Here is a 22,930-nt window from a genome sequence, read left to right on the forward strand (position 1 = left end):
GTCGAGGAGTTCCTGAGGGTAAAGGAGACCGCTCAGGAGCTTGGGATAAAAGGGTACTACATCTTCTATAGCGCAAGCGGCTTCGATAATAACGCAGAGGCGCTGCTGCGCCAAAACGAGATAATGTATGCAGATAAGAAAAGCTGGAGGTTACAAGCCGCGCAATAGAATAGCTTGCGCCCCCCAGCATGTTAACATGAGGCGTATGAAGCAGTCCCCAGCTACCAGGGTATTCTCATCATCAAGGCAACCCAACCAACGTCGCGGGCTATAGGGCTATAGCTATCGGCTCGAGTTAGAACCTCAGGGTAACCCCCAGCTGATGGGTGTTGCCGAGCCCCTGGTCACCGGCCCTGAGGCCCGGCCCGAGGAACACGTAGTCAACCTCCAGACCATCACCCTCAGACCTGTAGCCTATCCCCGCGGTGATTGACCCGCTCGTCTCGTCGATTTGATAATAGCCGCCCCGGATGGCGAGCTTCTTCGTCAGCCATCTCTCGACGCCAAATCGGATCGTGCCGGGCGGCCCGCCCTCGCCAGCTATATCATAGAGGTCAAAGGCAACTGTGGTCGCGTTATCCGGCCGGTAAGCTATCCCGGGCCTGATATTTACTGCCGTAGTGGTCTGGCTCCCGTCGCTCCATGCGACCGGCGAGCCGTTTATATCCTGGACGAGCAATCCCAGCGAGAGCCTGGGACTGGCCTTATACAGCATGCCCAGGTCAATGCCCCACCGGTTGCCCGTCGCCTCCACTACATCGGGGCGATAAAGGTTGTGCTTCTCATACCTGATGTTCGCGCCGATGTAAAAATCACGCGATGGGCGCTTGGCGTATGAATAAGTAAACCAGTTGCTTGAATAATATAGCTCCCCCGCATTATCCACCCGGAGGAGATAGTGCTCCTTGATCCAGCTTATGCCCCCTGCCCCTTTGCCGGCATCAGGCTCAGCGTAAACCAGGAACTCATCATAATTAAATATATCCCTATTATTGAGGGTGTGAGTCAACGAAAGCTCCTTGGATTTAAGCTGAATCAGGCCCGCCGGGTTCCAATAAACCGCCGACGAATCGTCGGCGACGGCTACGAAGGCGCCGCCCATGGCCAGCGGCCGCGCACCAACGCAGGCGCGCGCCGGCAGGGTAAGGCTGAACATGAACATGCACGTGAATATGGAGACGGATATTGTGAGGATGGGGATAAATGATAGGGCAGGGACCCGTAAACTTTCGGACCTTTTAGGCATGACAATCCCTCGAGGCATGGAATTCTTCCCACCTTCTGGATAAGTTTCCTCTCGTATTTTATATGTTTCGCCTTTAAGGTCCAAAAACCTTCTGCCCCAGCAAATTTAGGCAAATTTAAAAAAGTGGGGGGTCTGATGAGAGTTAATGGGTCCGGGTCAAATTGAGCAACTTCTCGAGTTCTGCCACCCTCGCCTCCAGGTCCTTTACGGTCTTCACGAGCTCGGGGAGCTTCCGCCTCGCGACCTCGATCGAGAGGTCCTCCTCGTGCGGGCGCGCCGGGTTGCCCGAGTAAAAGCGCCCGGGCGGGATGCTTCCGGTAACCCCCGACATGCCGCCGATGAGCGCCCCCCGGCCGATCCTTACGTGATCGACGACGCCAACCTGGCCCCCGAGCACTGCCCCGTCCTCGATCACCGCGCTCCCGGCTATACCCGCCTGGCCGGCTATTATCACATTCCGGCCGATCTGGCAATTGTGGGCGATCTGGACCAGGTTATCTATCTTGGTCCCCCGCTTTACTATTGTGGCATCCATCATCGCTCGATCCACGCACGCGTTGGCCCCGATCTCGACTTCATCTTCAATTATCACGGTTCCGATCTGAGGTATCTTATGGTGCACACCCTCATCGTCCTGGACAAAGCCGAAGCCATCGCCCCCTATAACGGCCCCCGAGTGGATCAGCACATTTCTACCGATTCTGACCCGCTCCCGTATAACTGCATTCGCATAGATGCGCGTGCCGTCCCCGATTTCGGTTTCGTGGCCGATGTAGACCCCTGGATACAGGACGACCCGGTCTCCGATCCTGGCGCCCTGTTCCACAACTACAAACGGCCCGATAGATACGCCGGCGCCGATGGTAACGCCCTCGCCGATAACGCTGGTTGGGTGAATACCCGCGGGGGGCTCGCACTCCGGCGCAAATACCTCGAGCGCCCTGGCGAAGGCGAGGCGCGGGTTCTTCACAAGGATAAGTAGTTTGGACCCGGGAACATGCGATGGGCCAGACGGCAGGGATGCCAGAGCCGCCGGCGAGGTGATTACGCAGGCGGCCCTGCCCTTCAAAGCGGCCTGCAGGTGTCTTGCATCCACCGCAAAGGTGACCTGCCCCTCTTCTGCACCTTCAATCGATCCAGCGCCTGTGATCTCAACCTCAATGTCATACCCATCAGGACCCCCGATTATATCGCCACCTACGAGGAGGGCTAGTTCCTCAACCTTGATTGTACCCTTGGCGTCAACCTTTCCACCCAAGTCATTCACCATCCTATCCGTTAATCCCGTCAGGCGGGATAGAGGTGCGCCATCCGCGGTGAGCTCGCTAATGAGCCCGTTAGGCCACAAAGACCAATAAAGACCAGTGAAGGGCCAACAGGCAACAAGGGCTAAGAGGCAAGAATCTGTGCGCACCGCCCTGATTCAGTGAAAATACCGTATGACCTCGTCAGTAATGTCCAGCGCCCCGGCGGCAGTCACATCAGTCTGCTGCCCTCCCGGCTGTGCCCCTGGCTGCCCTTCCAGCCGCCCCTCCGGCCGCCCTCCCGCCTCGAGAAAACGAACTTCCAGGCCGCGCGCGTCAGCGATCGCACGCGCGGCAGCCTCGATTTCCCGCCTGATCTCAGCCTCGAGAGCGGCCCTCTCCTCCCGTAGCGCATCGTATCGCCTTCGAAAATGCTCCTCCTCGGCAGCCAGCCTCGAACCAAGCTCAGCCTGCCTCGCCTGGAGCTCGGCGTTGGCTTCCCTTATGATCTCCTCCCTGTGGCTTTTGGCATCCCTGGCCATCTCCTCATCCATTCGCTTCAGCCTGGACTCGGACTCCTGCTCGAGCTCTGCCCTGTAACGAGCAACCCTCTCCGCGGCAGCTTTGATCTCTCCAGCTTCAAACGTCGTGAGCTGCTCTTCGGCCTGGCGCCGCCTCTCGCTGGCGTACTGCTCGTAGCGCCCTTTCAATTCCTCATCCTTCGCCTTTATCAGGCCCTCCATCTCGCTCTGCAACCGCTCCAGCTCAGCCTCCAGGTCCTTTCTCTCGCCCTCCTTGAGCTGGGCGAGCTTCAACTTAAACTGGATATTGAGCATGGGCATGTAGTACCCCCTGACGGTCTCCTTCTTGAAATCATCAAATTCATTGTTCAACCTTCCCTGCTCGGCGTAGAGGTCATCCTCCACCTGCTGCCTCAGGATTTCGGCCTGAGCCTTGACCTTTTGATCCACCTCGGCCCTGACATCATCCTCGTAGCGACCGATCCTCCTCGTCATGGCCGCGGCTTCGCTCTGTATGCTGGCTGACCGCCTTTCCTCTATCGTCCGGGCGTCCTCCTCGAGTCGCGCCTTGACCCTGGCGTAGTAAGCATTGATATCCTGCTCGGTCAGAAGGGAATTATCCACATAGTCTTGCCATTTTGCCTTGCTCTCCTCCATCTCTCGCTCGATGGCCAGGACCCTTTCCCACCCGGGGTGCTCCTCTAATGCCCTCTTCATGTCGACGAAGGCAGGGGGTCTACTCTCCCTCCCCCAAACCCCTGCGAAGCCCGAAAGGCACAAAACGGCTAGACCTATGCCAGCTATTCCAGCTATTTCAGCTATTATAGATTTCCTCTTTAGCTCCTTGACCAAAACCAACACCGGCTTCGCTATCTTCATCTTCAACCAGCGCCCCCCTGGTATCAAAACGAGCAACCGAGCGCACTAGATAAAAGACACATGCGCCCGGCCGCCATACATCCACACTGCAAGATGACGAGAATGCCCAGTCATACCCGGCATACCTAGCTTACCAAGTTACATACATACTTACTTACTTACTTCTTCGAATTCGAACCCCCCAGCCTCTTTACAACATCATCTGTGAGGTCCTTTCCGCCATAGATCACTGCCTGATTTGAGAGCACCACAGAGATTCCGGACGCCCTTGCTGCATCCTGGATCGCCTGGTTCACCTTTTTCTCCAGGGGTCCGAGGACCTCGGATTTGCGCTTATCCAGCTTGGCCTGGTATTCGTCACGCATCTTTACCTTATTCTCGGCATCAAGCCCCGCGACCTTCGCGTCCAGTTCCTTTTGCATGGCCTGAAGCTCCTTTTGAAGCGCGGCCATGCCCTTCTGGAAATCGGGGTACTCTGCGAATATCTTGTTCACATCGACATAGCCAATAACCTGATTATCTTGCCCCGCGGCCCGCGATACCAGGGAGAACCCTCCTGCCGCTATAACAGCCACGATGACAATCCCTATCACTCCGAGGGCCAGAGCCCTCATGTTAATCCTGTTCATGCATGATCATTCCTTTCAATAATTCCGGAGATCTCATGAAGTCCGGCTAGAATATGCCCGGCCAGAATAGGTCTGCCTAGAATGTCTGGCCGAAGCTGAAGTAAGTCTGTCCCCCCTCGCGCCCGGTCCCATAATCGATGCGCAGCAACCCGATGGGTGTATCGATGCGCACTCCGGCGCCGAGGCCCGTGTAGAGGCTGTTGAGATCCATCGCCTCATCATTGGCCCAGGCATTGCCGGCGTCAGCAAACAAGACGCCCTGGAGACCCTTGGTGATCCGGAAACGATACTCCGCGTTGGCATACACCATCTTATCCCCGTAGAACCGGCCATACTTGTACCCCCGGATCGACTCCGATCCGCCTACCTTATACTGCTCTGTCAGCGGCAGCTCCCCGCTGGAGAAGCCGGCAGCAAGGTGCAATGCCAGGACCTGGTTTGGCCAGGTCTTGAAGTAGGTGCTGCCGTCGACCTGGTATTTCCCGAAGGTGTAATCCCCGCCCAGGAGTCCACCGGCAAGCTCCACGGATAGCTTCTTCCGGCTCCCTGCCGAGGGGTTCATAACGTTATCCCGTGTATCGTTGACGGCAGCGACGGTAATGCTCCTTGTTTCGCCACTCGCAGGGTTGACCCAGCCCAGGCCCTCGGTTATAGGTTGCAGATCTGTGTCATCGATTCTCAGGGTCAGGTAGAGCCGGGTATCGAGGTTGAGCGGCCGCCCGACTGTGACATCGCCACCCCTGCGGATTTCCGTGTACTTTACCTTTTCAGGAGGGTTCCCAGGATCGGGACTATACGTGTAAACCTCGCTATCCCAGCTTCTCTCGATATCGGCCCTGCGATTGTAGAGGTTGAAACCGAGGGATGTCCTATTTGCATCAAGCCAGGGCTCGAAGAAGCCTATCTCATACATATTCTTGTTAGCGCCAAATTCCCATCTCAGGTTGACCTTCTGGTGGTTCCCGAGGAAGTTCTCATCGCCGACATCTATGTACCCGAGGAATCCCTCCGTCGAACTCCAGGCAACCCCCAGGTTTGCGCTGCCGGTGCGGCGCTCCTTGACAACGTAGTTTACGGTGTAGCTATCGGTCTCCTTGTTGAGATCGAGCTTGACATCGACATTCTCAAATATGCCGAGGTTGTATATACGCCTCATATCCTCCCGGATCTTATTGACGTCGAATGTATCCCCGGGCTTGACCGATATCTCCCTGGTGATCACCCTTGCCTTCGTCTTCTGGTTCCCCTCGACCTTTATAGCCCCGACAGTGGCCTCGACAATCGAGACCGTCACCGCACCTTCCGGGGTGACGCTGACATCGGATATCCGGGCCGAATAGCCCTGGTTGTAGTAATACTTCAGAATCCTCTCGAGGTCGCCATTCAGCTTCTTGACATTGAGAACATCATTGATCTTCACGCTCATGAGCAGGTCTAGCTTTTCCGTGCTGACCATCTTATTGCCTTTAAACGTAATGCTTTTGAGCTTCGGGTTCTCGACCACCTCGTAAACCAGCCGGACGCCACCGGCCTGGGGCACGGTCTTCGCGCTTACATTATAGAAGTATCCCAGGTCGCTGATGGCCTTCATATCCGCCTTGACCTTTTCCTCTGAAAGCGTGTCGCCGGCCTTGACCCTCACGGCATCGAGAATGGTCTCGGATGGGATATTCGAGTTGCCCTGGACCTCCACGGCAACGATCTTATTCCCCTGGGTCTCCGCTCCGATGGCGGCCGGACCCGTCGCCATCGCTCCGAACATGACTGCCACGATAGCTACAAAAATCAGCACCTTCTTCAACCTTCCCACCGATCCTGCCTCCTTTTGCGCCCCAGAAAGACCCCCTGAGGCATATGGATTCGACTCACAGAGCATAATTCCTGCCCATGCCAATCAGCAAATGTTTCAGTACAAGGAATCCCCTTCCACCCTCTAGATCTTCCACCACCTGAATCAGACTCCCTGGGCTTTCTAGACATCTAGAGACCGCGTTCTAGATTTCTAGACACCGAATTTCTAGACACCGATTGGGTGATCATGACCTAGATATGGCTCAGAACCGGAACCTTGCCTCAACCCCAAGGCTGTAACGTCCCTCGTCCTCGAGCTGCCCGTTGAATATGATGTGGCGCCCTTGAAGGTATTCGAATCTCAGGACGTCGTGCTGCACAGGGCCAAGCGTCGTGGAATAACTCAGGTAGAGGTTATCGATCACGTACTTGCCCAGTTTGAGCGTGAGTTGCTGTTCCTTGCTGCGCTCGAGCCTGAATTCATCCAGGCTGAGCGCGTTCCTGAACATGTTCTCGATGCCCCCCACGACCTGGAGCCGTAGTTGCTGGTCGATGAGCCTCATGGCCTCGTCCTTCATGACGCCCTCAACATCCCCCCTGGCGAGCCGGGCCACAGCGCCTGGATAGTTCAACATCGCCAGGATCTCGCTCTGAGACATCGGGGGGCTGGACGTGAGGTCCGTCTGGATGGCGCCAGGACCCCCCTTCAAGGCAAGGTATATCCGCGTTGCATCTACCACAGTCTCCGCACGAACATCAACCGACGGCTCAATCCCCTGGAACTCGGTAAACTCTGCATAGGCCTCCGTCAGCCTGAACTCTGTCCCCAAATAGGCGAAAGTGCCGCGCCGGGACTCGACCTGGCCCACCAGCGCCGGTTTCCTGAGGGTTCCCGTGGCCTTCAAGCTGCCATGGAGCTCCACGTCTATACCATTCGCAACCAGGCGAACATCATTGCCCGTTGTAATACCCACATCCAGCCTGGTATCGAATGGAGCGCCGCCCGCGAGGCTCCAGCCACCAAGCCCGATCCGCGCCCTGGGAACCTTTACTGTGCCCTTGACCACGGCCCTCCCCGCGGGGCCCCGGACCGTCAGGTCCGCGTCGACAATCGCGTCGAGCTGCCCGGTGGCAATCCGTAAAGCGTTGGACTTCAACCAGAGATCAAGGTCGGGCTGCCTCAAGTCCTTGAGGCCGATCTCGCCCCCGAGGGCAAATTCCCCGCCCCTCGTGCTCCCCGTTATCCTGTCGATTCTCGCCCTATCTCCCTCAAAGACAATGCCACCCTTCAACGCGGTTACGGCATCCTGGAGGGGGGCGAGCTTGATGCTCCCGCCGGCGATCCTCACCGCGCCCTTTATGCGCGGCGAATCGAGCGCGCCAACGAGATGGAGCCCTACAGCCCCCGAGCCTTCAGCCCACTCAATCTGGTCGCTCAAAAGTCCCAGCAGAGACAGGTTGGCGGCCGGCATGTCGATATACAGGTCAAGGTCCTGTGTCCGCGCTCCTCCTCGGCCTCCCCGGCCTGGCCCTCCCCCCAGGCCGAGAGCCGCCAGGTATTTATACGGAACGGGCACCGAGCCATATACATTCAGCCTGTGCTGGCCCTGGCTCGCAACAACCCTTTCGAGGGCGACCACGCCGTTACGGAACCTCAGGGTCCCCTCCAGGCGATCGAAGTAGAGCCTGTCAAAACCCCAATTTGCGACCTCCCCCGTGCATGTGACCATGGGCGAGCCCGGGGAGCCGCTCACGTTGACCGTGAGGTCGGCGCTGCCCGTGAGCCTATGACGCAGGTTGAAGAACTCCCCCAGCGCGCTCAGGTCGAAACGCCTGGCCTCAGCGACGAGCGCGATATCCTTGCCTGGCACAAACATGCCCGAGGCGCCCAGGGTTCCTCTCCCCTGGGCGACCAGCAAGGACTTCAGGATAACCTTACCATCCTCACCCGAGATATTGGCTGTAACCCTCCCGATATTTGCCTCTCCAATCCTTGCGGCGTCCAGGGTCACCTTGAGCGAAAAGCTCGGTCGGCTCAAGGTCCCCGATATCCTTATCGTCCCGCTCGCCTCGCCGTCCATATCAGCTATGCCTGCAACCCGGGCAGGTCCCAATGCCGAGACGATATTCTTCAAGCGGACCCGTTTGGCGTCTATATCGAGGCTCAGGGGCGAGTCCTTCTCGAGGCCGGCCTTCCCCGTTACAACCAGCTCCCCGCGCCCGTCTTTAACGGTCATAGGCGAGAATGTGCATGCCCCGTCCTGGATTGCTATAATTCCCCTGGCGGAAACAAAGCTTGCAGCCTCGAGGGTTATATCCCTGGCCTCAAATTCACCCTTCATGGCCGGGTTAGCAAGCGTGCCCCCGACCTTCCCTTTGAAATCCACGATGGCACCGATGGCCAGCTGCTTCTCGCTGGCGCGGTAGATATCCTCGAGCCTCAGCCCCTTCGCGTCAACGGTGAGATCCAGCGACGCACCTCCCCCTGGACCCCCGCCTTTCGCTTTATTATTCCCAGGCCCGGACCGGATGCGCCCACTGGCAACAACCTGCGACCCGCCGCAGCGCGCCTCGAATCCCCTGATCTTAAAGCCCTCGCTGTCGGTGCTGAAGGAGAGGTCCGCCCTGTCGACCTTCCAGCCCTGTATGGTCCCGGGCGCGAGAGTCAAGGCCCCCTCGGTGGAAAGCTTGCCCGGGGCGCCCGACATGTGGAGGGCGCCCGATACGGTGCCTGTGATATCCGCCTCAATCCTGGAAAGCCTCAGAAGCTGACGCACATCAGCGTGGGTCACCTTCATGGATACATCCACAGGCCCCGCGCCAAACCCAACTACACCTGTTAGATTATAGCTGGCCGGGCCGTCCTTTATGCTGATCCCATTCATATGGAGGCTCTCTTTGCTTACAGCCACCCTGCCCCTCAGGCTCTGGTATTTCTCCCCGTAAACCGTGCCATCCCTGGCGTCGATGATCCCCTCGAGCCTGACCCCGCCGAACCGCCCTGCAAGGGCGCCCACGAAATCCGCAGACCCCGCGAGCCATCCCTGGCCCGGGACAAATAAGCCCATGAGTCCCTTAAGATCGATATCCTGGCCCGAGAGGCTGATATCAACCGATCTTGCGGCGAGCCTGACCTGGCCGCGGGCGTGAATATCCGTCTTACCGCACTGTAGGACCAACCGGTCAAATGCGATCCCCTCACGGGTAAACCTTGTATCGACCTCCACGTGATCAAAAGGATACTGGCCGACCGACCCGGAAGCGATATCAAACGACCCCGTAGCCCTGTAGCTATCGCCAGCGCTCTTCACGATGAGGCTCCCCGTCAGGCGGCCGCTTAGGCCGCTCAACCCGAGGTGACCCGCATCCAGCCCGGGCGCTACACCAGACCCCGATACCAGCGCGCCGAGCGCCGCCAGGTCCACATCCCGGGCTTTCAGGGAAAACAGGGAATTCCCTGCCCTGGCTGCCCTGAATCCCGGCGCCTTGGATCCCACCGACCCCGCCGGCGCCAGCGGGCCGGCAGCCAGCGCCAGGACCCCGTCGCCCGAGATCGCCCCGCCGCCGATGGACCCATATAATTCCTTGACCATTATAGAGCCGTTCCCGTAACGAAAAGCAACCTTCGCCCTTTGCAGACTGGCCTCCCCGATAGCGAGCCTGTCAAAGCTCGCCTCGCCCACGATAAATGGGGCATCAACCCTGCCCTTGATCGTGGCCTCGAGCGCCCCTCTACCGCTCACGGCGAACTTACCCTTGCCCTGCTTCACAAGGCCGGCCACGGTAGCTACATCAAGGCCATCGGCCGAGAGCTTCAAATCGAGATCCGGGTCGTTCAAATTCCTGATGGCCCCCAGGGCCTTCACTCGGGCCCCGCCCAGCATTCCTTCGAGGGAGGCTATGTTAATGCTATCCCCGCTGAACCTTACCCGAGCCTCCACCTTCTCGATGGGCGCCGCGAGGGATTTCAGCCTGAACGACCCACCGGCGAGCGCTACCGTGCCATCGCACGAGAACGCGCCCCCGTAACCCCGGACCCGGAGGTTGACTGCGGCCTTCCCGCTGGCTCCGGACCCGGATAGCATAGCTAGCGGCGCAGGCAAGGATCTCGACGATAACAGCCCGAGCCTGTTTAGACCCGCGATATTAAACCCGGGGGCTGTCACCGAAAGGTCGACCCTGGTATTCCTGCCCGGCCAGATGCGCCCCGAGATCGTCACCTCCGAGCCATCGATAACAGCGCGCGCCTGGACTATATTGATCTCCAGGCCGCCACCGCCCGCCCCGGAGCCTGAGCCGCCCGGCCGGGTTTCCTGGCTGCTGGCGCCGCTGGCGACCAGCGCCCCGGCCCCCGCGAGCCCCCCCTTGAACTCGAACTGCCCCTCCAGGGTGGCAGGCATCTCCGGCGCGGCCTCCGGCGCACCTTCGCCCCTGCGGCTCCCGGCGCCCCCGGCCCCGGCCTTCCCCAGCTCTATCCTGGCCTTCTTGAGGTTTATCTTCCCCCAGTAGCGCGGGGCGCTTCCAAACATCCCCTCGAAATTTATCTCGCCATCCACGGGCCCATCCACCAGCTTCAACCCGCTCCCGGAATCCCCGGCCCTAACCTTCGCGCCCGACATGCGGAGGACTCCGCGATAACCAGGCTTGTCTCCCCGCTTCCCCTGGAAAGCGACCTGGCCGTCGAGCGGGCCGCTTATCCCATCGATCCCCGGGATGATCGCTCCTATATCCACGTGACCACCTGCGATGGAGAACCGCCCGCTATAGTTTACCTCCTTCAGCAAGGCCTCAATACCGCCCACAAACTCCGGCCCGCTTGCTGCCGGCTTACCTGCCATCTCCGGGCCCGCACTCCCTCCCGCCGCCAGCAAAGCAACGGGGACCTTGCCATCAAAATCGATCTCGCCATTTACCCCGCCGGATAGCGACCTTATATCCTTATATACTTCCCTCGCAACAATATCGCCCTTGCCCAGGGCGATCTTTCCCTTTATGGCTAAATCTTTCGGTCCCTCGCTCTTGAACTCCACATTGCCGCTGAGATCGCCGCCGAAGCTCACCAGGCCGCCCGGCATGTTGCGTAGCTCCACCCTGACCCGCTTCAACGTCAACTTCCCTGAATATACAGGGGCGCCACCTGTCGCCTCCTCGAAGTCTACCTCGCCCTCGACCTCGCCGGAAAGGGCATCAACCCCCGGATAGATCTTGCTCAAATCCAGAATACCCTTTGTAATGGAGATTTTTCCCTTGACCGATGGTTGCGAACCAGCTACGCCGTTGAATTCAATGTCCCCTGTGGCCTCAGCTGAGAATTCCTTGAGGATTTTGAGAAACCCCATAAGGGCTTCAGGTGCATTTGAAACCCATACATCCTCAGGCAGCTTGAAATCCCCGAGGCTCACACTCTTCCCCCTTGACCCGGCATATCCGGCAGGAAGGGCATCGGCTCTGATCTTGAGGCTATAAGAGCGATCCCGGTAATTGAACCACCCGTCCGCCGTAATCCTGCCATCCCCGCCTTTCCCAGGCTTCACGGTGCCGAGCTTCATAGTCCCAGTGACAAGGCCATCTTTTGCGAGGGACAGGCATCCATTAACACCGGTAAAGATCTCCCGGGAGCCCGGTCCCCCCAGACCAGTGACTGTAACCTGGCCATCGACTATCTCAAGGTCGCCGGTGAACTGGCTCAGCCCATCGTTCTCCAGGGTCTTCCCTGCTAGGAGGTCCCCAAGGTTCCAATGGCCATCCGCATCCTTGGCAAGCACGACCCTGGGTCTGACAACCGTAATCCGCTTTATGCTGCTCGCCACGCTTGCCTTCCGCATCAGAATCCCCAGGGGATTGTAATTCACAACAACCTCGGGAGAACTGAGCAAATCAGCGCTCCTATAGGCTCCGTACGGGGCATTCTTCATCCTGACCCTTACGCCCGACATTCTGGCAACGCCAGGAGCGCCAAGCGTCACCCTGTCGATCTTCATTTCCACGCCAAGATTCCTTTCGAGCTCGGCCGCGGCGGCAAGCCTGACCCGCTCGCCGAGCACGCCCCGCTCAAGCAGATAATACCCTGACAGCACCGCGATGACCAGCGCGCTCGCGAAAATGGCCAGGATAAGGACCTTCTTTCTCATAGGCCGGCCCCTCCTCAGGAAATGGATCATTATGGCAAAAAGTCAGGAATGGCAGACAAAGTACACTTCGACGCCCCGCCTGCCATTCCTTCAATATTATCGATCGAAAGATATATCCTTTGGCGGAGGATTATATCAATCATACCATTTCTTTGCAGACGAGCTCGGAATCCCGGCCTCACCCTCTGGGGGACCTGCATCTACAGACTTTGCCCCCGTCTCTCCCTCCGGCCCCGGTTCCGGCTTCGCCTCTCCAGCCTCGCTCACCTGGATCTCTATCTCCTTATATCCCTCTATAACATATTCGGTTGAGATCTTCGATTTTATGGGCTCGCTATCGAGGGGCACAGCAGGAGCAGAAGCCGGTGACTCCCCCGGCTGGGCTCGCCGCTTCGCCCCGGGAGGTCCCGGAGGTGGCTCCTTATCCCCCTCGTGGCCACCCCCACCCTGACCCCCCAAGCCGTTTGAAACGCCGGAGGCGCCCAGATCGCCCGGGTTCGGGTAGAACTCCGCCACGATATCATTGTTCCTCTCTCGCTCTGAGAAGTCCTTGACCATCTTATCCAGGGCATCCCATTTACCCTTCTCCCCTTCTTTAGGTGGCTCCTTCCCACCAGCCCTGCGGGCTTCCTCATCTCCAGGCGCCACCCCGCCACCCCTCACAGTTACATACAAGCTCCCGGGCGCTGTATCCTCGGGGATGGTGAGGGCGATCACCTGGGTCACCGGCTCGGCGCGGAAGGGCCTTATCTTGACTTCTATGTGCACCGTATCGCCGGGCTTCACGCTCGTTTCCTTCACGGCCGCGCCCTCTATGCTCGCGGACACCCGTCGCTCATCGATATCGAGCTGGGCTGTAACCTCCTGGATATCAAGATCCTTGAATTCATTCGTCATGAGGAGCGAAACGGCCTCGCCCAGCTCCATGACGGAGCTCGCAGCTATGTCATGCTGGCTGAAGAACATATTCTCCCGCACCAGGCGATTCTCAAGCCCCCTGGCGGCTACCTCGAACTTCACCAGCGAGGTCCCACGGCCGATCCGGTCACTTGTGGCATCAATGGCCTGAAGCGCCAGGACCGTGATCAAATCAGGCGCCAGGTCCTCATCGGGAACCACTTCGGCCTTGAATTCCTTCGCCCTTTTCAAATTCCTGTCGTTGACCTTGACCTTCACAGCTATGGCTTCAGGGTTCGCCCTCGCATCGCCGAGAACGCCCGCGGTCCTGTCCTGGGTTATCATGCCCGCAGGCTGCGTCGGGGTCCCGATCTTAAACGGCATCAGCATGCTGGGGACCACGCAGTGAATATATACTCCGCTGGCAAAGAAGTTCACGCCCCCCTTGGCCATAAAGGGATGACCCAGGCCCAGGAAGGTGTCGCCCCACTTATATGTCACGGTTCCTATTGCCGTTACATTGGCGTCGCCCCGGACGAGCTGGATCCCAAAGGCGCTGCCGGGGGCGATACTATCATCCTCGCTGCCGCCAGAGGCAGAGGCACTGGCAGGGGGGGCACCGGTATGACCCGCGCCGACATACGATGATGTTGTTGCAGGCTCGGCTGCAGGTACCCCTCCCGCCGGCACAAGCATGAAATTCCCTCGTTTCTTGAGGCGACTGGAGAGGATGTCGAGCGCCCGCCCTGTTATCCCGCTCACCATGACCGGTGTTGATACAGGCACCATGCCCGGCACGCCCGGCGCCGCCCCAGCGGCAATCCCCTCGGCAATCCCTCCTCCAACCTTTATGGGGTCTGCCATTTCAAAGAGCTTCAACATGCTCTCAATGGGCGTTACCGCCCCGATGAAATGATCGGACATCTGGTATGTCATGGATATGGCGCCCACCAGCTTGCCATCGATGTATACAGGGCTCCCGCTCATTCCCGCGGATATTCCGCCTGCCGCCTCAACGGGCTTGCCGCTCACCCTGACAAGGATCAAATCGCCCTCGCTGAGGTCGCCCTCGAGCACCCCAAGGACCTCCACCCCGAATTCCTCGACCTTCGTGCCCTGTACCACCGTCTTGCCTATGCCATGCATCCCGCGTTTCACCGCGCTAAGCGGCATGAAATCGTCACGGGGGGGCCAATCCCTCCCGGCTGACCGGACCTGTGGCCCGGGCAACACGAGAGCGGCCAGTGCCGAGGTTAGAAGCAATACCAGTAACAGCAGCACCAGTGATGGTCTGCGAGATTTCCGCGTCTTGCCCATGTGGATCCCTCACGTCCCTTCCCTTTCCTACGCCGCCCGGGCCGCATGCCATTCTGCCGGGCTATTTACTGAGCCGGCGCGGCCATTGATCGGGCCGCTCCGTGATCAAACAGCCCCGAGCTTTCAACAAAAACGAGAATTGCATCGCTCACCTTGCGCTCAACTCCATCTGAAGGCAGGTTTATGACGTAGTCCCGCACAACCATCGTCGACGAGCCTCCCCCGTCAAGGTTCATAGCATCGACCGCGCCTTGCCGGACCATGAACTCGGCAAGCTCCTCCAGGGTCATCCCTATGCTTATATCCCGCCTCCTGCCCGAGACGGCTACCAGGAGGAGATGCCTATCCGCGGTGATCCCCACAGCCGTCCTCGGGGCACGGCTCAGAGCTATATCGGGTCCGAAGCGCTCCTCGGCGCTGGTTATATGAACCTGCCCATTCTCAACGAGCCTTGGCCCGCCCCCGACGGCGTAGACTACGCCCCTCTCCATCCAGTCGCTGGTGAGCCCGACCCTGATCTCCACCTCGTCCCCCGGCCTCAGGCCGGCGATAAGCTCCTTCGCCCTCCCGTGCGCCGAGATGACATACCCATCCCAGGGGATTGCGAGATCGCTATTCCCGACCTCCGTGACCCTCCCGCCGGCAACTGCCACCTCTATACCGTAGTCATTGGTCCTGGTCGTGGCGCCGAAAAAGGGCGTATAGAGGATGACCTCCCCCTCCCTGCGCACCCTGTTGATCCCGTCGATTGCAAAGCTCCTCGATACGAGACCGCCCGCCCTGACGGTCACGGTTGCATCAAAACCGACGTTGCCCATGAAGACCTCTTTATCCCGCGTTATCCCAAGCGCCGTCCGGCCGAGGAGGGGCTCGGTTATGATCTGGCCATCAAGGATTATAAGGCCGAGCGGCCTCCCTGTCGAATCGAAATACACGCCATTTACCCCGGCTATAGCCCCCTCGCGAGCGACCATTGCACTCACAGGGGCGCGGCCGAAGCCCGATTCCTGAGCCAGGGAGGTCCGTATACTGATCTTCGGGTCATTCAGGTCTACATCAAGCATGTCGATCATCACCGGCCCGAGCGCAGTCCCTCTATCGATTTGAATGTACCTTATGCCGCTCGCGATGGAGATGCGGCGCTGTTCCTCGTACTGCTTGGGAATATCCACGACAATCCGGTCCGGGTCCGCCAGGGCAAAAACCTGGCACCTGGGCAGCGCGTACCTCAGGTCGAGCACTGCGCGCACGCGATCGCGATCGACCTGGTTGATCCTGATGGCTCGGAGCGTTACATCATCAACCGCCTGGACCTGTCGGGGGGCATTCTCGCGGGCCTCGTCGACATATACATAGGTACTCTCCATTTCTATTACGATCTTGGGTGGGTTATGCAACTGCGATACCGTGTAGGTCGCTGGTGAGGTGAGATCGAATACGACCCTAACCTTTTCAGGGTAGGCCCTGAATCTGACGCCCGTGAGTATAGAAGGGCCGGGGCTCGCCTGGGAACCCTCCAAATCCCGGGGGCCTCCAGAATCCGGAGCCTCCTGAGGACCCTGATAACTCTGAGGACTCTGGGAGTCCTGGGAATGCTGAGAGTCCTGGGAAACCCGGAAATCCTGGGGATGCTCAAGCTCCCCGGAGGCTGCAAGGGCGCATGGTCCGGGAAGCCAACCAATAAAGACGAATGCCAGGAGGATAAGGGAAATGGTGAACGCAGGGAGAAAAACGGTGAACGCAGTGAGAGAAAAACGGGAGGGGAAACACCTGTACATCACGGCACGCCTCCGGGGTCAGAGTAAGCAATTTATAGCCTTACTCTACTTCGCCGCGCCGCTTACATATCCTTCTTGATACCGCGATTTTGCCTCGAGAAGGGGAAACAAATGGTGTGAATCAGCGAGGCTCTCGAGAATCTTCCCGGTCCCCCGCACAACACAGCCGAGGGGGTCCTCGGCGACCTGGACCGGGATACCAGTCTCCTCCCTCAGCAGGCGGTCAAGGTCCCTTAGTTTCGCCCCCCCGCCCGTCAGCACCATCCCCTTATCGACAATATCCGCAGAGAGCTCAGGGGGGGTCCTCTCCAAAACGCCCCTGACACTATTAACGATGGCGCTAACCGGTTCGGCGAGCGCTTCAAAGGCCTCAGAGGACGTGTACCTTATTGTCCGGGGGAGCCCGGTCAAGAGATCACGCCCCCGTATATCGAGGGACCGGAGTCCATCATCAGGGTAGGCGGAACCTATCTCCATTTTGATTTCCTCTGCCGTCCGTTCGCCGATCATCAGGTTGTACAGTTTTTTGATGTGCCTTATAATCGCCTCGTCGCACTTGTCGCCACCAATCCTCAGAGCCTCAGCAACTACGATCCCATTCAGCGACAGGACGGCAACGTTAGTCGTACCCCCGCCTATATCCACAACCATATTCCCGCCGGGCTCCGATATATCAAGCCCTGCCCCGAGCGCGGCCGCCACCGGCTCCTCAGCGATGTAGGTGCGCCGGGCCCCAGCCTGCGTAGCTGCCTCGAATACCGCTCTCCTCTCTACATCTGTAACGCCAGAGGGGACGCAGATGACCACCCTTGGCCGGAACAGGCTGCGTCTACCGCATACCGCGCCAATGAAGTGCCTGAGCATGGTCTCAGTCACATCATAGTCTGCAATCACCCCATCCTTGAGGGGGCGGACCACACTGATGTTCCCGGGGGTGCGTCCAACCATGTCGCGGGCCTCATTGCCGACAGCGAGAACCCTATCGGTCTCCTTGTCCAGGGCCACGACTGAGGGCTCACAGAGGACTATTCCCTTCCCCTTGACATAAACCTTGATATTGGCGGTCCCGAGATCGATGCCGATGTCTGGAGATAGACCAAACATGGCTGGATCCCCCTTCACCCTCCGGATGATATGGATGAAACTATAGATGCCAGTATTGGGACTTCTACATACGTACATATTTTCCTCCCGAAATAACCGGAAATTACTCCTTTTTTCCCTTATATTTTTTTCTGGTGGCCTCCCCACCCCGGATATGTCTCTCGGCTTTATTCTGTTCGAGTATTTTCTTAACCTTTCGCGCAAGCTGTTTATTCATTGCCGGAAGCCGCTCGGTCATGTCCTTGTGGATGGTGCTCTTGCTGACATTATAGAGGCGCGCCGCTTGCCTGACCGTGGCCTTCGTCTCGATTATGTAATTTGCCACCTCGATTACACGGCGACGTATGTAGTCCCTCATTCCCCTGGCCCCCCACCTCTGGTTTAATACATTTATATGCGGGGACCAGGTGGATATGCTACTATCGCCATTACTAGTGCCATTACCGGGATTACCGCCGGGGTGAGAGCCGCAAGAATGCCCCGGGGTCTACCGGTTTGCCGCCTTTATGCACCTCGAAATGCAGGCAGGGACCGATGGGTTCTCCCCCATCATAGACCCTTCCGATCACGCTCCCCTGCTGGACCTCCTCCCCCTTTCCGACAAGAATCTCCTCACAGTGATCATAGATTGTCTGCACGCCGTTATCGTGCAGCAGGACCACCCTCCTGCCCTCGGGAGGGCCACCCTCAGCCGTGTCCACATCAGTCACAACCCCTGAGAGCGCGGCGCGGACCTCCTCGCCGGGCACAGTGGCTATATCCCACCCCCCGTTATACCGCCAATCGTCGTAGAGAGGGTGCTTCACCCACCCGAATCCCACGGCTACCTCCCCATTTACCGGCTCCATCATAGTCTCCGTAGCTTCCGTAGTTTTCATGGCTTCCATAGCTCCCTGTATAGCCCCCTGCCCCCCTGGTTCCCGCTCAAACCCCGGGGGTTTGGGACCCCGGGCCCCGGAATTCGGACTCTGTGTCCGCTGTATCTCCGGCCGCTGCCCAGCTTGCCCAGCTTGACCCGCCGGCCCGGCCACGTGCGCCATCTCAGTCGATTCAGTTGCTATGGTCGATATAAAGGACTGGCCCGCCAGGATGAGCCCGATCGAGAGCCCGGCCGCCACCGCCCCCACAGCCAGGCCACGCCTCAATCTAAGGGCTGACCGGAGACCTAACCGGAAGCCTGACCAGAGGCCCCCCACAAGCCTCGCCCCTGATGTGAACCGCACCGTAGTGGCCAATAATAAAGCCCGGGGCGAGATCCATGATTTCCATTTGGGCGCCTTGACCATCTTATCACCCCGGGCTTTATTATCCCCACATATTTCCTCTTTATGCAAACCCGACCCAACATGATATTTTTTAGCAGATTCACCGCTCAACGCCGGTGGTGAGCCTGACCACCTCAACCCCTGTGTAATAGTACTTTAAAATATCCTCAAAGCTCTTGCCCTGCCGCGCCATACCATCCGCCCCATACTGGCACATGCCCACGCCGTGGCCATAGCCGGTGGTCTGAATCAGGACGCTATCCCCGTTTATCCTCCAGGAAAGCCGGGTCGACCTGAGCCCGAGCCTATCCCTCAGGTCCGCCGCGCTAAATGTTCTATTCCCTATCCGGATCGTCTTCACGCGCCCTCGCGGGGATTGGGCTAGCACCTCAACCGGCCTGGCCATGGGGTCGCGGCTGATCACTTCCACGACCCTCCCGTTCACCCTCTGCGTCGTTACCTTCCTCACCCCGAATGTGACCCCCAACCTCCGCTCGAGTTCCTCCAGGCTGAAGACCCTCTGCTCTCGAAAGACCTGGCCGCCCCTGTGAAAATTGCAGGGCTTCCCCTGAAGATAGGGAACCGGGGCCGACCATACGTCTGCTGCATCATCCGTCGAGCCCCCGCAATTCGAGTGGTAAGCTGCATCTATTAATTCCCCATGGTAGGTTATGACGTAACCCTCTGTCGCCCTGACAGCCTGCGAGATCTTGTAGTAATAAGGGATGAATTCAAGATAGCCCCATGTCCTCCGCATATCATCCGTGGATTTCCAGGCCTGGCAGTGGCGATAGTCTGTACATACGTCGGCCCCGGGGTGTTCGAGGCACCCCTTGCCACCAAAGGCCCTCATACGCTTTAAAGCAAAGGTGCGGGCGGCTACGGCCTGCGCCTTGAGTGCCTCGAGCGCAAAGGAAGCAGGCATCTCCGCCGCAACGACCCCAATAAGGTATTGCTCTAGGGGCATCCGGACGATCTTCTTTTGCGGCTCAATGTATACGGATATCTCAGGACTCGAGGTTTGCGGGGGTGCAGGCGGCACATTGAAGCTGCATCCCCTGAGAGCTATGATTGAGGGAAGGACAATGATGACCACGAAGCAGAAGGCAACGATGAAAAAAACCATTCTCTTCATTAAAGATAGCGCCCCCTGGACTGGATCGCAGAGCTCCGCCGCAGGGCTGGCTGGCCAAGGCGGAGCCAAAACCAGATATGCTTGTCTAAACCGTCTATAATCTATCTATATTGCGATGTCCAAGGGTTTAGAACCTTCCAGGCACCCGGCGAGCCCCGGGCCAGCTTGCTCTCTCTCAACCCTCTCAATCGTTGCGCCCAGCTTCGAGAGTTTAATTTCGATATTCTCATATCCGCGATCGATGTGATGAACCTCTGATACCTCTGTTTCGCCTTCTGCAACAAGCGCTGCCAGGATGAGGGCCGCACCGGCCCGCAGGTCGGTGGCCTTCACTGGAGCGCCCGTGAGGCGGGGCATACCCTCAATAATGGCCGTCCTCCCATCGATCTTGATGTTCGCACCCATCCTCTTCAGTTCATCAACATACATGAACCTGTTTTCAAATACCGTCTCGGTTATAATGCTCGTGCCCTGCGCGATCGACAGCAATGCCGCCACCTGCGCTTGCAGGTCGGTGGGGAACCCGGGGTACGGCATGGTCTTGACATCAGCGCTCTTCAACATCACGCTGGACCTTACCCTGATCCCTGTAGCCTCCTCATCGACACGTACACCTATTTCCCGCAATTTGGCGATGAGCGGCTTGAGGTGTTCAGGCAGTGCATTCTTGACAAATACATCCCCATGGGTTATGGAAGCGGCTATCATATAGGTACCAGCTTCGATCCTGTCGGGCAGGATCGCGTGGGTTGCTCCCCCGAGGCGTTTCACGCCCTCGATGCGGATGATATTGGTGCCGGCGCCGCGGATGTTGGCCCCCATGGCGTTGAGAAAGCTCGCCAGGTCCACGACCTCTGGTTCCTTGGCAGCATTCTCGATGATGGTGGTCCCCGTGGCCAGCGTTGCAGCCATCATTATATTCTCGGTCGCCCCCACGCTTGGAAAATCGAGATAGACATGGCCGCCCGAGAGCCCGTTCCCGGCGGTGGCCTCCACATACCCATGTTCCCTAGCGATGCTGGCCCCCAGCGACTCAAAACCCTTGAGGTGAAGATCAATGGGCCTGGTCCCGATGGCGCACCCACCAGGCAAGAATATCTTGGCATACCTGAAGCGGGCCAGCATGGGCCCCATAATAAGAAAAGAGGCCCTCATCTTCCGGACAAGGTCATAAGGAGCCTCTACGGCCCTGACATCGCTGGCATCCAGCCTCAAAACGCTCGATTTCGAGGATTGACCGGCTGCAATCTTGACACCGAGGCTGCGCAGGACCTCCTGGATCGTGCGAACATCCTCCAGCCTCGGGATATCCTCCAGGATCACCTCGCCGTCCGACAAAAGGGATGCCGCCATTATGGGCAATGCTGCGTTCTTTGCGCCGCTTATCTTCACGATGCCGTCAAGTCGTCTGCCACCTTGAATTCTGATCCTAGTCACCGGCTATCCTCCCAGATTAGTGGCTCCCCTACAACGTAGAGTGTAACATCTGCCCAGCTAAATATGCAAGCGGCAATTCATGGATTTTAAAATCACAGCTTCATGGATTTCAAAATCATGACTGGTTGGTCCCGCCGCATGTTACGGGGCCGATCCCCCGCTGACCGCCCTGACATTCTCAGCAAACTGGGACTTTACAACAAGCTGCCTGAATTCCTCGTTGCTCTTCGTGTGGGTGAGGCGCTCCAGCACGAGCTCAGTTGTATCGGCAATTCCAAGGGATCCGAAAGCCTTCCTCAAGAGCCAGACCATATCCAGCTCCTCCGGCGTCAGGAGCAGCTCCTCTTTCCGCGTCCCGGACCTGTAAATATCGATCGCCGGGAAAATCCTCCGCTCGGCAAGGCGCCTGTCGAGGTGGATCTCCATATTTCCGGTCCCTTTAAATTCTTCGTAGATAACATCATCCATGCGACTCCCTGTCTCCACAAGAGTCGTCGCGAGGATGGTCAGGCTTCCTCCTTCTTCGATGTTGCGCGCGGCGCCAAAAAAGCGCTTGGGCCGGTGAAGCGCGCTAGGATCCAGCCCTCCGGACAGCGTCCTGCCACTAGGAGGTTCTACAAGATTGTACGCGCGAGCGAGCCGGGTTATACTATCCAGCAGGATAATCACGTCCTTTTTATGCTCAACAAGCCTCCTGGCGCGCTCGAGAACCATCTCGGCAACCCGGATGTGGTTATCAGGCGGCTGGTCAAAGGTTGAGCTCGTCACCACCCCTTTGACCGACCTCTCCATATCTGTGACCTCCTCGGGCCTTTCATCGACCAGGAGCACGAGGATCTCTATCTCGGGGTGGTTGGCGGATATGGCGTTCGCGATCTTCTTGAGAACGGTCGTCTTCCCGGCCTTGGGCGGGGATACTATCAGCCCTCGCTGCCCCTTGCCGAGAGGCGCCATGATATCTATCATGCGCGTGGTGATCTCCTTTGGATCGGTTTCCAGCTTGATCCTCTGGTTTGGATAGATCGGCGTGAGATCCTCAAAGTGCAGCCTCTTGCTGGCGGCCTCCGGGTCCGCCGAGTTTACAGCCTCAACCCTCAGGAGGGCGAAATACTTCTCGTTCTCCTTGGGCGGCCTGACCTGACCGGATATAAGGTCACCCGTCCTGAGGTTAAACCGGCGTATTTGAGACGGGGAGACATAGATGTCATCCTGGCTTGGTGACAGGCCCGCAACCCTGAGAAAGCCGAAGCCATCCGGCATTATCTCGAGGATTCCCTCCGCGAATAGCAGGCCTTCCCTTTCGATCTGGACCCTCAGGATTTCAAATATGAGATCCTTCTTTCTCATCTTTGAGTAGCCCGCAATCTGGAGCCCACGGGCGATTTCATATAATTCTGGTATCGTCTTGCTCTCCAATTCGGCAATATTCAGCATTGGGTAACTCACCCTCCATAGTCTCTAAACGTTTTTCCCAACCGCATCTTTTCCTGGATATATCTTATATGACAAAAACATACAATAATACAGGCTTCTATAAATCTAGCCACATCCAAAAA

Annotated in this window: 16 protein-coding genes; 2 read left to right on the top strand and 14 right to left on the bottom strand. The window is 58.3% G+C overall.

Annotation, left to right across the window (positions count from 1 at the left end):
- On the top strand, positions 1 to 168 hold a 168-nt coding region (locus HPY71_12935), incomplete at its 5' end, for a hypothetical protein (GenBank protein NPV54399.1).
- Positions 169 to 295: 127 nt separating this feature from the next.
- Here the strand turns inward: HPY71_12935 and HPY71_12940 are convergent.
- The 8 genes from HPY71_12940 to HPY71_12975 all read right to left on the bottom strand — a co-directional run bounded on the left by HPY71_12940 (position 296) and on the right by HPY71_12975 (position 16,175).
- Positions 296 to 1,264 carry a hypothetical protein gene (locus tag HPY71_12940; protein ID NPV54400.1) on the bottom strand — a complete coding sequence of 323 codons (969 nt, stop codon included), beginning with the start codon at positions 1,262 to 1,264 and terminating at the stop codon, positions 296 to 298.
- Between the two features lie 124 nt (positions 1,265 to 1,388).
- A complete protein-coding gene (gene lpxD, locus HPY71_12945) occupies positions 1,389 to 2,516 on the bottom strand; it encodes a UDP-3-O-(3-hydroxymyristoyl)glucosamine N-acyltransferase (protein ID NPV54401.1) in 1,128 nt (375 codons plus the stop codon).
- Between the two features lie 153 nt (positions 2,517 to 2,669).
- Positions 2,670 to 3,890, bottom strand: a complete 1,221-nt coding sequence (locus HPY71_12950; protein NPV54402.1) for a hypothetical protein — start codon at positions 3,888 to 3,890, stop codon at positions 2,670 to 2,672.
- Between the two features lie 158 nt (positions 3,891 to 4,048).
- Positions 4,049 to 4,519 carry an OmpH family outer membrane protein gene (locus tag HPY71_12955; GenBank protein NPV54403.1) on the bottom strand — a complete coding sequence of 157 codons (471 nt, stop codon included), beginning with the start codon at positions 4,517 to 4,519 and terminating at the stop codon, positions 4,049 to 4,051.
- Between the two features lie 76 nt (positions 4,520 to 4,595).
- Positions 4,596 to 6,329, bottom strand: coding sequence for a BamA/TamA family outer membrane protein (locus tag HPY71_12960; protein NPV54404.1), 1,734 nt, complete (start codon positions 6,327 to 6,329; stop codon positions 4,596 to 4,598).
- A gap of 244 nt (positions 6,330 to 6,573) precedes the next feature.
- Positions 6,574 to 12,441, bottom strand: a complete 5,868-nt coding sequence (locus HPY71_12965) for a hypothetical protein (GenBank protein ID NPV54405.1) — start codon at positions 12,439 to 12,441, stop codon at positions 6,574 to 6,576.
- A gap of 135 nt (positions 12,442 to 12,576) precedes the next feature.
- Complete coding sequence (locus HPY71_12970) at positions 12,577 to 14,655, bottom strand: hypothetical protein (protein NPV54406.1); 2,079 nt, start codon at positions 14,653 to 14,655, stop codon at positions 12,577 to 12,579.
- A gap of 65 nt (positions 14,656 to 14,720) precedes the next feature.
- Positions 14,721 to 16,175: an AMIN domain-containing protein gene (locus tag HPY71_12975; GenBank protein NPV54407.1), complete on the bottom strand. Its 1,455-nt coding sequence runs from the start codon at positions 16,173 to 16,175 to the stop codon at positions 14,721 to 14,723.
- 72 nt (positions 16,176 to 16,247) lie between these two features.
- On the opposite strand from HPY71_12975, the gene HPY71_12980 reads away from it, so the two are divergent.
- On the top strand, positions 16,248 to 16,460 hold the full coding sequence (locus HPY71_12980) for a hypothetical protein (GenBank protein NPV54408.1): 213 nt from the start codon (positions 16,248 to 16,250) through the stop codon (positions 16,458 to 16,460).
- A gap of 18 nt (positions 16,461 to 16,478) precedes the next feature.
- Here HPY71_12980 and HPY71_12985 read toward each other — a convergent pair whose 3' ends face one another.
- The 6 genes from HPY71_12985 to rho form a co-directional block, all read right to left on the bottom strand.
- Complete coding sequence (locus HPY71_12985; GenBank protein ID NPV54409.1) at positions 16,479 to 17,567, bottom strand: rod shape-determining protein; 1,089 nt, start codon at positions 17,565 to 17,567, stop codon at positions 16,479 to 16,481.
- 73 nt (positions 17,568 to 17,640) lie between these two features.
- Positions 17,641 to 17,895, bottom strand: coding sequence for a sporulation transcriptional regulator SpoIIID (spoIIID, locus tag HPY71_12990; protein NPV54410.1), 255 nt, complete (start codon positions 17,893 to 17,895; stop codon positions 17,641 to 17,643).
- A 91-nt stretch (positions 17,896 to 17,986) separates the two neighbouring features.
- The gene (locus HPY71_12995; protein ID NPV54411.1) at positions 17,987 to 18,772 is read right to left on the bottom strand and encodes a M23 family metallopeptidase; all 786 of its coding nucleotides are present in this window, start codon (positions 18,770 to 18,772) and stop codon (positions 17,987 to 17,989) included.
- A 130-nt stretch (positions 18,773 to 18,902) separates the two neighbouring features.
- Positions 18,903 to 19,937: a stage II sporulation protein D gene (spoIID, locus tag HPY71_13000; GenBank protein NPV54412.1), complete on the bottom strand. Its 1,035-nt coding sequence runs from the start codon at positions 19,935 to 19,937 to the stop codon at positions 18,903 to 18,905.
- Between the two features lie 105 nt (positions 19,938 to 20,042).
- The gene (gene murA, locus HPY71_13005) at positions 20,043 to 21,374 is read right to left on the bottom strand and encodes a UDP-N-acetylglucosamine 1-carboxyvinyltransferase (protein NPV54413.1); all 1,332 of its coding nucleotides are present in this window, start codon (positions 21,372 to 21,374) and stop codon (positions 20,043 to 20,045) included.
- A gap of 141 nt (positions 21,375 to 21,515) precedes the next feature.
- On the bottom strand, positions 21,516 to 22,805 hold the full coding sequence (gene rho / locus HPY71_13010; protein NPV54414.1) for a transcription termination factor Rho: 1,290 nt from the start codon (positions 22,803 to 22,805) through the stop codon (positions 21,516 to 21,518).
- Positions 22,806 to 22,930: the final 125 nt, after the last annotated feature.

Source organism: Bacillota bacterium, assembly GCA_013178125.1.
GTDB lineage: Bacteria > Bacillota > SHA-98 > Ch115 > JABLXJ01 > JABLXL01.